General features: G+C 58.0%; 11 protein-coding genes. 8 read left to right on the top strand and 3 right to left on the bottom strand.

Annotated elements, in window-relative coordinates; genetic code table 11:
- Positions 1-269: 269 nt before the first annotated feature.
- From hemA to GOV85_RS15390, 4 genes are all read left to right on the top strand, one after another.
- On the top strand, positions 270-1,493 hold the full coding sequence (gene hemA, locus GOV85_RS15375) for a 5-aminolevulinate synthase (protein WP_171179692.1): 1,224 nt from the start codon (positions 270-272) through the stop codon (positions 1,491-1,493).
- A gap of 129 nt (positions 1,494-1,622) precedes the next feature.
- Positions 1,623-2,828, top strand: coding sequence for a helix-turn-helix domain-containing protein (locus GOV85_RS15380; protein WP_171179694.1), 1,206 nt, complete (start codon positions 1,623-1,625; stop codon positions 2,826-2,828).
- A 71-nt stretch (positions 2,829-2,899) separates the two neighbouring features.
- Positions 2,900-4,021, top strand: coding sequence for a flavodoxin-dependent (E)-4-hydroxy-3-methylbut-2-enyl-diphosphate synthase (ispG, locus tag GOV85_RS15385; protein ID WP_171179696.1), 1,122 nt, complete (start codon positions 2,900-2,902; stop codon positions 4,019-4,021).
- 62 nt (positions 4,022-4,083) lie between these two features.
- Entirely contained in the window at positions 4,084-4,500 is a 417-nt protein-coding gene (locus GOV85_RS15390) for a VOC family protein (protein WP_171179698.1), read from the top strand.
- A 115-nt stretch (positions 4,501-4,615) separates the two neighbouring features.
- On the opposite strand, the gene GOV85_RS15395 is transcribed toward GOV85_RS15390, so the two are convergent.
- Both GOV85_RS15395 and GOV85_RS15400 read right to left on the bottom strand, forming a co-directional pair.
- Positions 4,616-5,374, bottom strand: a complete 759-nt coding sequence (locus GOV85_RS15395; RefSeq protein WP_171179700.1) for a DsbA family protein — start codon at positions 5,372-5,374, stop codon at positions 4,616-4,618.
- Complete coding sequence (locus GOV85_RS15400; RefSeq protein WP_171179702.1) at positions 5,371-6,753, bottom strand: M48 family metalloprotease; 1,383 nt, start codon at positions 6,751-6,753, stop codon at positions 5,371-5,373. The genes GOV85_RS15395 and GOV85_RS15400 overlap by 4 nt, the downstream gene beginning before the upstream one ends.
- Here GOV85_RS15400 and GOV85_RS15405 point away from each other — a divergent pair.
- The 3 genes from GOV85_RS15405 to GOV85_RS15415 all read left to right on the top strand — a co-directional run bounded on the left by GOV85_RS15405 (position 6,752) and on the right by GOV85_RS15415 (position 11,786).
- Positions 6,752-7,915, top strand: coding sequence for a pyridoxal phosphate-dependent aminotransferase (locus GOV85_RS15405; RefSeq protein WP_171179704.1), 1,164 nt, complete (start codon positions 6,752-6,754; stop codon positions 7,913-7,915). The two genes, GOV85_RS15400 and GOV85_RS15405, sit on opposite strands and share 2 nt — an antisense overlap.
- A 66-nt stretch (positions 7,916-7,981) precedes the next feature.
- Positions 7,982-9,202 (top strand): N-acetylmuramoyl-L-alanine amidase, encoded by a 1,221-nt coding sequence (locus tag GOV85_RS15410; RefSeq protein ID WP_171179706.1) that lies wholly within the window; start codon positions 7,982-7,984, stop codon positions 9,200-9,202.
- Between the two features lie 94 nt (positions 9,203-9,296).
- Positions 9,297-11,786 (top strand): PBP1A family penicillin-binding protein, encoded by a 2,490-nt coding sequence (locus GOV85_RS15415; protein ID WP_171179708.1) that lies wholly within the window; start codon positions 9,297-9,299, stop codon positions 11,784-11,786.
- Here the strand turns inward: GOV85_RS15415 and GOV85_RS15420 are convergent.
- Positions 11,780-12,610, bottom strand: a complete 831-nt coding sequence (locus GOV85_RS15420; protein ID WP_171179710.1) for an aminoglycoside phosphotransferase family protein — start codon at positions 12,608-12,610, stop codon at positions 11,780-11,782. The two genes, GOV85_RS15415 and GOV85_RS15420, sit on opposite strands and share 7 nt — an antisense overlap.
- Positions 12,611-12,687: 77 nt before the next feature.
- On the opposite strand from GOV85_RS15420, the gene prfB reads away from it, so the two are divergent.
- Positions 12,688-13,815, top strand: a complete 1,128-nt coding sequence (gene prfB, locus GOV85_RS15425; protein WP_171090621.1) for a peptide chain release factor 2 — start codon at positions 12,688-12,690, stop codon at positions 13,813-13,815.
- The last annotated feature ends 128 nt before the right edge of the window (positions 13,816-13,943 follow it).

Here is a 13,943-nt window from a genome sequence, read left to right on the forward strand (position 1 = left end):
CGTCCAGAGCGGTTTTGACGAAAACCAAAGTATCGTACGACGCATTGTGATGCGACTGTACCTGCGTCGTTTCCACGCGTTCGATAGCCGGAACTTTACTTGTCGTAGGGGGCACAACCTTTTATTTGATGCAAATCAAAGTTGGGTTCACCTGTTCGGCTGTAACCAGCTAAACTAAGGAACGCAAAGCCGCTGAAACACGTTGCACTGTGTAGGGTGGCAAACTATTTGCCCAAGGGAAACCAATTTGGGCGCTCAAGGAGGGTCCGTTGGACTATACTGCTCAGCTCGATTCAGCGATTGCCAGGCTGCATGATGAAGGACGCTACCGGACCTTCATTGACATCGAACGTCGCAACGGACATTTCCCTCATGCGGTGCGCACGCGTCCGGATGGGTCGCAGCAGAACATCACCGTGTGGTGTGGCAACGATTACTTGGGCATGGGGCAGCACCCTGTTGTTCTGAATGCCATGCATGAGGCTGTGGACGCAGCAGGTGCAGGGTCTGGCGGGACGCGCAACATCTCAGGCACCACGGTTTACCACAAAAGGCTTGAGGCCGAGTTGGCTGATCTGCACGGCAAAGAAGCCGCGCTGTTGTTCACCAGCGCCTATATCGCCAATGATGCAACGCTCAGCACTCTGCCCAAGCTGTTCCCCGGCCTGATCATTTATTCCGACGCGCTGAACCATGCCTCGATGATCGAAGGTGTGCGCCGCAACGGCGGTTCTAAGCGGATTTTCCGGCACAATGACGTGGCGCATCTGCGTGAGTTGCTTGAAGCTGACGATCCGCAAGCGCCTAAACTGATCGCCTTCGAGTCAGTCTATTCTATGGACGGCGATTTTGGCCCGATCGAAGAGATCTGTGATTTGGCCGATGAGTTTGGCGCGCTGACCTATATCGACGAAGTGCACGCGGTTGGCATGTACGGCCCGCGTGGCGGCGGCGTGACTGAACGTGACCGTTTGGCCCATCGGATCGACATCATCAACGGAACCCTCGCCAAAGCATATGGCGTTATGGGTGGCTACATCGCCGCCAGTGCCAAGATGTGCGACGCTGTGCGCTCTTATGCGCCGGGTTTCATTTTCACCACTTCGTTGCCGCCAGCTGTTGCCGCAGGGGCTGCCGCTTCGGTTGCGCATCTGAAAACCGCGCAGGAGCTGCGTGACCAGCATCAGACTCAGGCCAAGATCCTCAAGCTGCGACTTAAAGGGATGGGTCTTCCCTTGATTGATCATGGCAGTCACATTGTGCCCGTGATCGTCGGCAACCCTGTGCATACCAAAAAGCTCAGTGATATGTTGCTGGATGATTATGGCATTTACGTGCAGCCGATCAATTTCCCGACTGTCCCGCGGGGAACCGAAAGGCTTCGGTTTACCCCGTCTCCGGTGCATGGACCCGACGAAATGAACCGTTTGGTGCAGGCGATGGACGAACTTTGGTCACATTGTGCGCTAAATCGCGCCGAACTTGCCGGTTAACCTCACGCCAAAGTGTGCAACGTGATTGCCGCGTGTTAAGCTTAGGCTAACAAAATTGGCAGACGAATCATTGTGGGGATGATTCGCCGCTAACGCGAAATACGCGACAGGCAGAATGGGGCAGCAGGGATGATTGGGCGCAGATCACAGCGCGAGTCCGAAGAAGACGTGGACGTCAGACCAAAAGGGTTTGATGACTACGAGATTCGTCTTGGTGACAAGATGCGCGGTGAGCGCGCGACAATGGGCAAATCTCTTTTGGATGTTCAGCGCGAACTGAGGATCAAAGCCAACTACATTGCTGCAATCGAAAACGCCGACCCTGATGCGTTTGATACACCCGGCTTCATAGCCGGGTATGTGCGCTCATATGCGCGCTACTTGGGAATGAACCCGGATGAGACCTTTGCAACCTTCTGCCAGGAAAGCGGTTTTGAAGTGGCCCATGGCATGTCGGCCGAGGCATCTGTGGTCCGCAAATCCACTGGCGGTCTTCCGTCGCGCGGTCCTATGGGGCGCGACCCGTTCATCTCGCCCAATACGCCCTATATTCCGGGCAAAGAGCCGCTGGTCAGTCAGATCGAACCGCGCGCCATCGGCTCTTCGCTGGTGTTGCTGGCGGTCATTGGTGGCATCGGCTATGGCGGCTGGGCTGTTTTGAACAAAATCCAGCAGGTGCAGGTCAGCCCTGTTGAGCAAGCCCCTGTGGTCCTGTCCGACCTTGATCCACTGGATGCGGTGCGTGGTGCCGCGTCAGACGATACGGTTGAAGTGGCCAGTACCGAGGCGTTGGATCGTCTTTATCGTCCACAGGCGCTGGACGTGCCGGTTCTGGTTGCTCGTGATGCCCCGATCTCGACCCTTGACCCACGTGAGGTCGGAACTTTCCGTCCGCCCGAGTTGCCGCAGCTTGAACTGGCCAAGGTTCACACGGTCGAACGACCCGCGCTGCCGCAGGTCGTGGAACAGATTGATACGACGCTTAAAATTGTGGCTGTTGACCCGGCATGGATGCGTGTGACGGCTGCAGACGGCAGTATCATTTTCGAAGGCACCCTTGGCACGGTTGAACAAGGCAGCGTTTTTGAAGTGCCTCTGACCGAGGAGCCGCCGCAGTTGCGGGCCGGGGCCTCGGGGTCGGTCTACTTCTCTATGAACGGCGAGCATTACGGTCCGGCGGGTGCGCCGGGTACGGTTGCCAAAGGTGTCGTGTTGTCGAAAGACGCAGTGTCCGAGACGTATGCCGTAGCCGATCTTGAGGCCGAGCAGAACAGCGCTCTAAAGCAACTGGTGGCGGAACTGCAGACCGAAGCGACTGAAACGCCCGCGGAGTGATCTAACCATTGCGACGCCCCGGTTGTCGGACTATCTAAAGGTCCAACTCTGGCAGACGCGGATCCGTCCTTATGTCCCTCAATCACGTACGCCCTTGGCGCGACATCTATCGTCGTAAATCCCGTCAAATCATGGTCGGCAACGTCCCTGTTGGGGGTGATGCACCCATTGCGGTACAGACCATGACCAATACGCTGACCACCGATGTGGCGGCCACCGTGGCGCAGGTTCAGGCCGCAGCCGAGGCTGGCGCGGATATAGTGCGCGTTTCGGTTCCGGATGAGGCGTCGTCGAAGGCACTGAAAGAGATCGTCCGCGAAAGCCCTGTGCCGATCGTGGCAGACATTCACTTTCACTACCGCCGTGGCATCGAAGCCGCCGAGGCGGGCGCGGCTTGCCTGCGCATCAATCCGGGCAATATCGGCGATGAAACCCGCGTGAAAGAGGTCATTCAGGCCGCACGCGATCACAACTGTTCGATCCGTATCGGGGTCAACGCGGGGTCATTGGAAAAACATCTGCTTGAGAAATACGGCGAGCCATGCCCCGAGGCGATGGTTGAAAGCGGGCTGGAACATATTCGCATCCTGCAGGACAACGACTTTCACGAGTTTAAGATCAGCGTGAAGGCCAGCGACGTTTTCCTGTCTGCTGCTGCTTATCAGGGCATTGCCGAAGCCACCGACGCGCCCATTCATCTGGGCATCACCGAAGCTGGAGGGCTGGTCAGCGGCACCATCAAGTCCGCCATCGGTTTGGGTAACCTGTTGTGGATGGGGATAGGCGACACGATCCGTGTCAGCCTGTCCGCTGATCCGGTGGAAGAGGTCAAGGTCGGTTTCGAAATCCTCAAGTCACTGGGCCTGCGACATCGCGGCGTGAACATTATCTCGTGCCCATCCTGCGCCCGTCAGGGGTTCGACGTCATCAAGACCGTTGACGCCTTGGAGCATCGGCTGGAACACATCAAGACACCGATGAGCCTGTCAATTATCGGCTGTGTCGTGAACGGCCCGGGTGAGGCGTTGATGACCGATGTGGGCTTTACCGGCGGCGGCGCAGGCTCTGGCATGGTTTACCTGGCCGGCAAGGCCAGCCACAAGATGTCAAACGATCAGATGATTGATCACATTGTCGAACAGGTCGAGAAAAAGGCAGCTGAACTGGACGCGCAGGCCGAAGCGGCCGAGTAGGCGCTTATTCGGTCAACGCTTGCCGCGCGTCTTAAATGTCATGTCCACGAAAGGGCAAAGGGATGATCGCCTATATCACCGTTGGTGTGGACGACATTGCAGCTGCAGAGCAGTTTTATTCTGCTTTCCTGCCAGCCCTAGGATATGAATTGGAATGGTATCACGGCGACTTAAGCTACGCTCTTCCATCTCAGCCAGGTCAGTCTCAAGCTTTGCCGGAATTCTATGTGAAATCCCCGTTCGACGGGCATCCGGCCTCGGCAGGGAATGGCACGATGGTTGCGTTCGAGGCGCAAAGTCAAAAGCAGGTTCGTGACCTTCACGCGGCGGCACTTGCCGCAGGTGGTTCCGACGAAGGCCAGCCGGGCTTTCGCGACTCCTATGGGGCTAATTTCTATGTTGGTTACATGCGCGATCCGCAAGGAAACAAGATCGCGCTGTTTTCCAGTAATCCAAGCGAACCCGGTCGGGACGGTTAGATCAGAGGTTCCACACGCTATTTGCTGGGGCGAATGCTGTGCAGAGCCTTCGTGATCTGAAAGAAAGAAGAGCTCTGCAATAGTAGGAGGCGGGCTAAGCCGCCTCACCATGTGTTCAGCCGCGCTCGGCGCGCACACCATCCGCGATTTGTTGCATCTGATCGGCAGGCAGGAAGCCACGCAGCATTTCGGTGCCCAGAACAAAGGACGGCGTGCCCGAAATCTGCATCCGCTGCGCCAGTGCGCGGGTGCGGGTGATTTCGTCCGTCACGCGGTCGCTGTCCATTGCGGCGATGATCGCATCGCTGTCCAGCCCCAGACCATCCGAGATGCGGCGCAAAGACACTTCTGATGGCTCGCCGGTGAACTCCAGCAGGGCGTCATGGACCTGTTTGTAGGCTTCATTGCCCGCCACGTGCTTGGTGGCGACGGCAAAGCGCGAGGACAGGACAGACGCGTCACCCAGAATGGGGAACTCCTTGATCACCAAGCGGATATTGCCGTCTTCGGCCAACAGGCTGGCTACCTCGGGTACGGCACGGCGGCAATAACCACAGCGGTAATCCATGAATTCGACCAGTGTGATATCCCCGTCCGGGTTGCCGCCCACAAAGCTGTAGCCATCGTTGAACAGTTCTTCTTCATTGGCGGCGATCAGTTCCTTGTCGGCCAGCGCTTCGGCTGCGGCATTTCGCTGTTCAAGGATGTTGATCGCTTCGATGATCACTTCGGGGTTTTCAAGCAGATACTCTCGCACCTGCGCGCCGAATTCGGCCTTTTCGGCATCGCTCATTGCGTTCAAATCCAGCGCCTGCGCTGAAGTCGCAGCCATGGAAAGCCCCAGAAGGGCAGGTGCAGCATGTCTGAGGATCATTTCCGTTTCCTTTTACTTTTCTTGAATCGTTCTGACGCAATCAGCACGTCTTGTGCCCTTTGCCAACCCGGCGAGCCTTCGGGCAAGCGGGCCACAGCCCGTTTTGCGTGAATTCCGGCATCATCCAGCCGTCCTTGCAGCGCATATCGCTCTGCCGTCACGGTGGATGCCATTCCGTTGTTGCCAACCTTGGCATAGGCAATGCCCAAATCCTGCATCAGGCGCGCATTGCGAAAATCGCGGGATCGGGCCTTTTCCAACGCGGTCAAGGCTTGATCGGTGTTACCCTGCGCCAGCAGCGCACGACCATATCCTGCAAGGATCAGCGCATTGTTCGGGGCCATTTCCACCGCGCTCTGATACGCTTGAACTGCTTTGTTTATTTGCCTGTTTTCCAACAGAATTTGCCCCTTGAGTTCGTAATAGTAAGGGTCATTCGGGCGAATGGCCAGAGCCTCATCTATGGCGGCGCGAGCGCGGGACAAATCGCGGTTTTGATGATGCGCCGACGCCTCTCGCATCAGGCGAATGTCACGGTCGGTCTCTTCTTTGGCGCGCCGCAAAGTCCAGCTTGGAGACCGCAGAAAGGCGGATAGCTTACCTTTGACGCGGGCGAACCAGTAATCGGCGCTAGGGTTGGGGATAGCCTTGTCACCAAACTCGTCCAGAAAGGCCTCGGCGGCACGCAGACGGTCGCGGCTTGTCGGGTGCGAGCGCATATAGGGGTCCTGATTGGCAACGCTCAGCAGCTCCTGACCGGCGAATTTCCGATGCAGTTCGACCATGCCGCTGGGCGAAATCTGGGCCCATCGCAGATAACTTGCAGCGCTTCGGTCAGCCGAGGCTTCTTCTGCGCGGGTGTGGCCCAGAAAGCTGCGAAGGGCGGCGCCCTGGGTGCCGGCGGCAATACCAAGGGCTGCTTCACCACCACCCGCAGCAGCAGCCAGCAAGGCCAGAGCGGTGCCAAAGCCGGCATTGCGCTGCGCCGCTTTCAGGTTTTCGGCCCGCCGTGCCAGATGGCCATTCGCGATGTGGGCGGCTTCGTGCGCGATCACAGCCTGCAGCATTTCCGGGCTTTCGACGCTCAGGATCAGTCCGTAGTTCACGTAGATCGCGTTGTAGTCGATGACAAAGGCGTTGAACGTGTTGTCGTTGATGACCAGGATTTGAACGCGGTTGGTATTCAAACCGGCCGCGCGCAGGATGGGAAATGCCAGTTCACGCAGCCCATGCTCGATGTCGGGATCTCGGATCAGGCTTTGCGCATGGGCTTGAACCACTGCCGCAAGCCAGACGACAGCTGCAAGCATCAGAGCCGGGATTGACGCCAGCCTGGATACGCGTTCAAAAGCCATGGCTGCAACATGGGAGATGGGCATGAGAAACTCAACCCGGTCCGGGGTCGATCCGTTTATTGTGATGGACGTAATGGAGGCCGCGCGCAAAGCGGAAGAGGCCGGACGCCATATCATCCACATGGAAGTCGGCCAGCCGGGGACAGGGGCCCCCAAGGGCGCGACCGAAGCGCTGGCAAAGGCAATGGAGCAAGGCCCTTTGGGTTATACGGTGGCTTTGGGGTTGCCCGCGCTCAGGCAGCGGATCGCGCGGCTTTACGGCGATTGGTATGATGTTGACTTGAACCCGGATCGAGTGGTCATCACCCCTGGATCCTCAGGCGGGTTTCTGCTGACCTTCACGGCGTTGTTCGACAGCGGGGACCGGGTTGGTATCGGCGCGCCCGGTTATCCGTCCTACCGACAGATCCTTAAAGCGTTGGGGCTGGTGCCCGTCGATCTGCCCACTGCCCCTGAAAACAGGTTGCAGCCTGTTGCCGAGGATATTCAGGGAATGGACCTGAAGGGGCTGATGGTGGCCTCGCCCGCGAACCCAACCGGTACCATGTTGGATCATGCGTCCATGGGCGCGCTGATAGAAGCGGCGCAGGGGCAGGGGGCTTCGTTCATAAGTGACGAAATCTATCACGGGCTGGAATACGAAGCCAAAGCTGTCACCGCGCTGGAGCTGACGGATGAGTGTTATGTGATCAACTCATTCTCCAAATATTTCTCGATGACAGGCTGGCGCGTCGGATGGATGGTGGTGCCAGAAGATCAGGTGCGTGTGGTTGAGCGGATTGCCCAGAACATGTTCATCTGCGCCCCCCATGCCAGCCAGGTTGCAGCGCTGGCCGCGATGGATTGCGAAGACGAGTTGCAGGACAATCTGGACGTCTATCGCCGAAACCGGGCGCTGATGCTGGACGGGCTGCCCAAGGCCGGGTTCGCGAACATCGCTCCGCCTGATGGCGCGTTTTACGTGTATGCCGACGTGTCTGACCTGACCAATGACAGCCGTGCCTTCGCGGCCGAGGTTCTTGAAAAGGCGGGCGTTGCGGTAACTCCGGGTCTCGACTTCGATCCACAGCGCGGTCACACGACCCTGCGTTTCTCTTACGCAAGGGCCACGGCTGATATCGAAGACGGTCTTGAGCGTTTACGCCTGTTCATGGCCGCGCGTGGCGCGATCAGGGAACAGGCCTGAACCGTTCACAAAACGCAGCCAGTGGTATAGGCTGCGGGTCAAACGATCTCGGGAAAACTTGAGGCTATGAGCAGGATCTTCTTTTGCATCGCCCTGATTTGGGCGCTGGCGAGTGGTGCAGTTGCGCAGGAGTTCAGCGCGCTGGCGCGTATTCAGCCGGACCAGAGCCGCATAACAGATGTCGGGCGCACTGGCGTGCGAGTGGATATCGGCCTCAGCCAAGGTGTGCCGTACCGGATCTTCACCTTGCAGGATCCTTATCGGATGGTTTTGGATTTTAACGAGGTCGACTGGACAGGGTTGAATTCCTCGGACTTCCTGCAATCTGATCGCATCAGCGGTGTTCAGTTCGGGGCTTATGTTCCGGGCTGGTCGCGTCTGGTGCTGGAACTGGGTGCACCGATGGCGGTCGAGACAGCGCAGTTGTCGATCGCAGAAGACTCGGGCGCGGCTTTGTTGTCCCTGAACCTTAAAGGCACGGATTTCGACACATTCAACGCGACATCAGGTGCGCCACGCAATCCGGGTTGGGATCTGCCAGAACCTGCCAACTTGCCGCAAACAGCACCCCGCAATTCTGATCGACCCCTGCGCGTCATGCTGGACCCAGGCCATGGCGGCATAGATCCGGGGGCCGAGGTTGGTGGGGTTGATGAGAAGACCCTGATGCTGACCTTCGCACGCGAGCTGCGTGAAGTACTTTTGCGTTCCGGCGGATATGAAGTGGTCCTGACGCGGGTTGAGGATCAGTTCGTGTCGCTTGAGCGTCGGATTGCTTTGGCCCACCGGGCGGGTGCAGACCTGTTCATCTCACTGCATGCCGATTCCCTGTCCGAGGGGCAGGCCCATGGTGCGGCGGTCTATACTTTGTCTGATGATGCCTCGGACGTGGCGAGTTCGAAACTGGCGGAACGGCATGATCGCGGCGACCTGCTGTCTGGCGTCGACCTCAGTGGCTCGGATGATCAAGTGGCTGACGTTTTGCTGGACCTGGCACGGCAGGAGACCAAGCCGCGCACGCTGTCCCTCGCCACATCGATTGCCAACGGTATGACGCAGCAGGGCGGTCCCATGAACCGTAAACCCCTGCGCACGGCGTCTTTTTCGGTGCTTAAAGCCGCAGATATTCCTTCGGTTCTGGTCGAGCTTGGGTTTCTTTCCAGTCCTAGAGATCTGAGAAACCTCAAGGATCCGGAATGGCGGTCGAAAATGGCTTTGGGGATTTATCAGGGGCTTGAGGATTGGCGACAGCAGGATGTGATCCGCAAATCCCTGATTGGCCAGTGACCTTGCGGCGCAAACCGGCTAGAATGCGCTTGGTGTTTTGACCCTCAGGCGGTGCATCACTATATAGTCGGCACCGCGAGAAAAAGGCAGTAACGTGATCCGGTTCATTCTTTCGTTTTTCGGGGCGATTTTCAGCCTCGTCACTTTGGGTATCTTTATGGTCGCACTGGTAATCGGTGCGGTGTTCTGGATGTATGGCCGCGACCTGCCCAGCCATGAATCTCTGGCCCAGTATAAGCCGCCCACCATCAGTCGGATTTATTCGGGCAAAGGGCAGCTGATTGATGAATTCGCGCAGGAACGACGCCTGTTCACCCCGTCCGAGGACATCCCCGATCTGGTGAAACAGGCTTTCATCTCGGCCGAAGACAAAAACTTTTACACCCATCAGGGGTACGATCCGCGCGGTATTGTTGCAGCCGGTGTTGAGGCAGTGCGCACCAAGGGCGAAACCGTGCGCGGGGCATCGACGATCACGCAGCAGGTAATGAAGAACTTTCTGCTGTCAGGCGACCGCCGAGCTGAACGCAAGATCAAGGAAATCATCCTCGCCACAAGGCTTGAGGATACCTTGGACAAGGAACAGATCCTCGAACTTTACATGAACGAAATCTTTCTTGGCCAGAACTCCTATGGCGTGACCGCTGCGGCGCAGACCTATTTCAACAAGACCTTGCAGGAGTTGGCCCCGCATGAGGCCGCGATGCTGGCTGCGATGCCCAAGGCACCTTCGGATTACCACCCGGTTCGTCAAAAAGAACGCCTGCTCGCCCGCCGCAACTACGTGCTGCGCGAGATGAACCAGAACGGTTACATCGATCAGGCGACCTATGAGACCGAAGTCGAGATGCCGCTACGTTCGGTGCAGAACGGTGACTTTGAAAGTTTCCGCACCGCTTTGCCGCCGCGTGACTATTTCACCGACGAAATCCGTCGCCAGCTGAGCGAGGATTTTGGCGAAGGTGAGTTCTTTACCGGCGGCTTTACGGTCCGTGCGTCTGTGGACGAAGAAATGCAGATCGAAGCTGCCAAAGCTCTGCGCACGGCGCTGCAGAAATACGACCGATCGCGCGGCAGGTGGCGCGGTACGGGCGAAGTGATCCCGGAAGAAGCGCTGGCGGATGAGGCGCAGTGGCGCGAAGCTCTTTCTATCATGGAAATTCCACGCGATGTGGTGCTGCCGACCCGGTGGTATCCTGCCGTGGTTTTGGGCGTCTCTGACCAGCAACTCACGGTCGGGATCGAAAATGGACCCGCCGATGGCATTATCCCACGCTCGGACATCAAATGGATGCAGGGCGATTTTGCAGCAAACTTCAAACGCGGCGACGTGATCCTTGTGATGGCCGGGGAAGAGGGACAATGGTCTGCCCGTCAGGTGCCCGAAGTGCAGGGCGGCTTTGTTGCGATGGATGTGAACTCGGGCCGTGTTTTGGCGATGCAGGGCGGGTTCTCGTATCAGGACACCGTGTTCAACCGCGCCACGCAGGCGCAGCGTCAGCCCGGATCGTCTTTCAAACCTTTCGTCTATGCCGCCGCACTGGACAGTGGCTATAGCCCCGCAACCATAGTTGTGGACGCCCCGATTGAGGTGAACACGCCACAGGGTCTGTGGCGTCCCAAGAACTCGTCGAACAAGTTCTACGGACCGACGCCGCTGCGCACCGGGATCGAGCAGTCGCGGAACCTGATGACCATCCGTCTGGCGCAAGAGGTCACGATGCCGGTGGTTGCAGGCTATGCGGAACGCTTTGGCGTCTACGACCGGATGGGGGCATTCCTTGCCAACTCGCTGGGATCCGAAGAGACGACGCTTTACAAGATGGTGGCGGCCTATGCGATGTTTGCCAATGGCGGTCAGCGGGTCGAACCCACTCTGGTCGACCGTATTCAGGACCGGTTCGGCAAAACCATCTATCGCCACGACGACCGCCAGTGTCTGGATTGCGATTCCACATGGATGGCCCCTGATGAATCTCCGACCCTTGTGACGGACCGCGCACAGGTGATGGATGCGATCACGGCCTACCAGTTGACCTCAATGATGACAGGCGTGGTGGATCGCGGTACTGCCGCGCGCCATGTAAACTTGCCGGTGCCGACAGCGGGCAAAACCGGCACCACCAACGAATCCAAGGATGCGTGGTTTATTGGGTTTACCTCGAACATCGTTGCTGGCTGTTACATCGGCTACGACCGACCGCGTCCGATGGGGCGGGGGGCTTACGGCGGCACGATGTGTGGCCCTGTGTTCCAAAGCTTCATGGAAAAAGCTGTCGAGAAATACGGCGGCGGCCCGTTCGAGGTGCCGGAAGGTGGTCATTTCATCAAGATCGACCGTTTCAGCGGCGCACGGCTGCCTGACGATGCCAGCGGTGACTATGTTGTTGCTGAATTCTTCCGTGATGGCGTCGATGGCTTCATCGACCGCGTCTATGACGGCGGCTTTGCGATCGGTTCGGATCTGCCCTTGTTCGAGGAAGTGCAGCGCGCAGGCGTGCAGGTTCAGACCTCGACAGGTCAGACGGTCACTGTCGGGCCCAAAGCCACGCAGGGCGACCTGAGCACTGGCGGGCTTTACTGATCAGATAGACACAGAAGCAGATTCAAAAGGTCTGCTTCCGGATCGTTATCGATTGCACCGTCCGATCGCCAGTGGATGGACAAGGCGCATTTGGCGGCGGCCCATTGGGCCAGCCGTTCCTTTGGTACTCTCAGCACCTTGGAGTAGAGCGACAGGCAGGTTTCGATCTGCTGAGGACCACGCACCAAATCTGGCATCCCTTTTGGGTGTCGTAATGCATTTGCCAACTCAAACGCCGGATCTCCGACATACCCTTTGGCATCGAAAACCCGCGGGCCCGTCTCGGTCATGATAATATTGTCAGGGTGAAGATCCCCGTGAAGAGGCACGGACGCTGGCTGGCTATTCAACAGATGCCGGCCCATGGCCATGGCGGACAGTACGTCGTTGGGCAGAAGGGTTGGGCATGTTGGCGCAAAAGCGCAGTTAAACAACGGGGTGAAAACCTGGTCCAGGGGTCTCAAACCCTGAACCCGGACGGTGGGTTTTCCATGCAGACGCGCTGCAGTTTCGGCAAGGAATCTAGTGGTGTCATCGGGGCGTCCCGAACGCGCAATGTCACCCAATGACGGACCATCCAGCCACTCCATCAAAACAGCGTTCCGTTCTTCGTTGAAAATACGAACCGCACCCCGGTCTCGCCACGCATTCAGCAGCGCGCTGCCGGGTGCTTCGTTGCCGCGATCCGGTCTGCGATAGAGTTTCAACGCTGCGGGTCCGTGTTTCGACAACACTTTCCAAACCCGCACCTGACCGGTCTCGGCAACCAGCTCTGGCTGATGCAGGTTCCATTCGTCCAGAAACTCGTCGCATGTGCTTTGCATTCGCGTCCGGCCTGTCTTGTGGTGTCTCGCACCTCTTGCTATCACGCAGGCCTGATTGAGCAAGTTGGGACAAGACCATGCGCGCCGAAACCCAGAACATCGTGGCGGAAATCGAAAAGTCGCTTGAGCTGCTGGCGCAGCGTATGGACTATGAAACCGCACCGCATCGCCTTGAGGAATTCAATGCGCGTGTCGAAGATCCGAACCTGTGGGACAACCCCGAGAACGCGCAGAAGCTGATGCGCGAACGGCAGATGCTGGTCGACGCCATCGAGACCTATGAAACCATCAAGACCGATCTCAGCGACAATATCGAGCTGATCGAATTGGGTGAGATGGAAGAGGATGAAGAGGTCGTGCAGGACGCCGAAGCTGCGATCAAAGCACTACAGGGCAAAGCCGCCAAGAAAGAGCTTGAAGCGCTGCTGGACGGTGAGGCCGACAGCAACGACACGTTCCTTGAAATCAACTCGGGCGCGGGTGGAACCGAAAGTTGTGACTGGGCTTCGATGCTGGCGCGGATGTACGTTCGCTGGGCCGAGAAAAAGGGCTATACGGTCGAGCTTCAATCCGAGACCGCAGGCGAAGAGGCGGGCATTAAATCTGCCGCTTACAAGATTTCGGGCCACAACGCCTATGGCTGGCTGAAATCGGAAAGCGGTGTACACCGGCTTGTGCGGATTTCGCCTTTTGACTCGGCGGCGAAGCGCCATACCTCATTCAGCTCGGTCTGGGTCTATCCAGTGGTGGACGACAATATCGAGATCGAGGTGAACCCGGCCGACATCCGCATCGACACCTACCGGTCCTCCGGCGCAGGTGGTCAGCACGTCAACACCACGGACTCGGCGGTACGGATCACGCATATTCCAACCGGGATTGTGGTGACTTCATCCGAGAAGTCGCAGCACCAGAACCGTGACATTGCCATGAAGGCCCTGAAATCGCGCTTGTATCAACAGGAACTGGACCGTCGGAACGCGGATATCAACGCCGCGCATGAGGCCAAAGGCGATGCAGGCTGGGGTAACCAGATCCGGTCCTACGTCTTGCAGCCGTACCAGATGGTGAAGGATCTGCGCACCAACCACGAAACTTCGGATACCAAGGGCGTGTTGGATGGTGATCTGGACGGGTTCATGGCGGCGACTCTGGCTCTGAACGTTGCAGGCAAAAGCCGGTCCGAGGCGCAGGGCGACAGCTAAGGTGCATAGCCAGATCGCTTTTCTGAACGTGCTGAAAAGGTACTGGCGGCGTATCCTGATTACATGATTGGTCTTTCTTCTTTGCAGCACAACTGTTGTGCGACAGCTGAAGATTTTGTTTCTTTTTC

The organism is Ruegeria sp. HKCCA4633 (assembly GCF_013034605.1).
Lineage (GTDB): Bacteria > Pseudomonadota > Alphaproteobacteria > Rhodobacterales > Rhodobacteraceae > Ruegeria.

Excerpts from the sequence above, each read along its gene's own strand:
- GOV85_RS15420 (WP_171179710.1), bottom strand. The coding sequence starts at position 12,610 with ATGCAAAGCACATGCGACGAGTTTCTGGACGAATGGAACCTGCATCAG.
- GOV85_RS15395 (WP_171179700.1), bottom strand. The coding sequence starts at position 5,374 with ATGATCCTCAGACATGCTGCACCTGCCCTTCTGGGGCTTTCCATGGCT.
- ispG (WP_171179696.1), top strand. The coding sequence starts at position 2,900 with ATGTCCCTCAATCACGTACGCCCTTGGCGCGACATCTATCGTCGTAAA.
- GOV85_RS15390 (WP_171179698.1), top strand. The coding sequence starts at position 4,084 with ATGATCGCCTATATCACCGTTGGTGTGGACGACATTGCAGCTGCAGAG.
- GOV85_RS15380 (WP_171179694.1), top strand. The coding sequence starts at position 1,623 with ATGATTGGGCGCAGATCACAGCGCGAGTCCGAAGAAGACGTGGACGTC.
- GOV85_RS15410 (WP_171179706.1), top strand. The coding sequence starts at position 7,982 with ATGAGCAGGATCTTCTTTTGCATCGCCCTGATTTGGGCGCTGGCGAGT.
- GOV85_RS15400 (WP_171179702.1), bottom strand. The coding sequence starts at position 6,753 with ATGCCCATCTCCCATGTTGCAGCCATGGCTTTTGAACGCGTATCCAGG.
- prfB (WP_171090621.1), top strand. The coding sequence starts at position 12,688 with ATGCGCGCCGAAACCCAGAACATCGTGGCGGAAATCGAAAAGTCGCTT.
- GOV85_RS15405 (WP_171179704.1), top strand. The coding sequence starts at position 6,752 with ATGAGAAACTCAACCCGGTCCGGGGTCGATCCGTTTATTGTGATGGAC.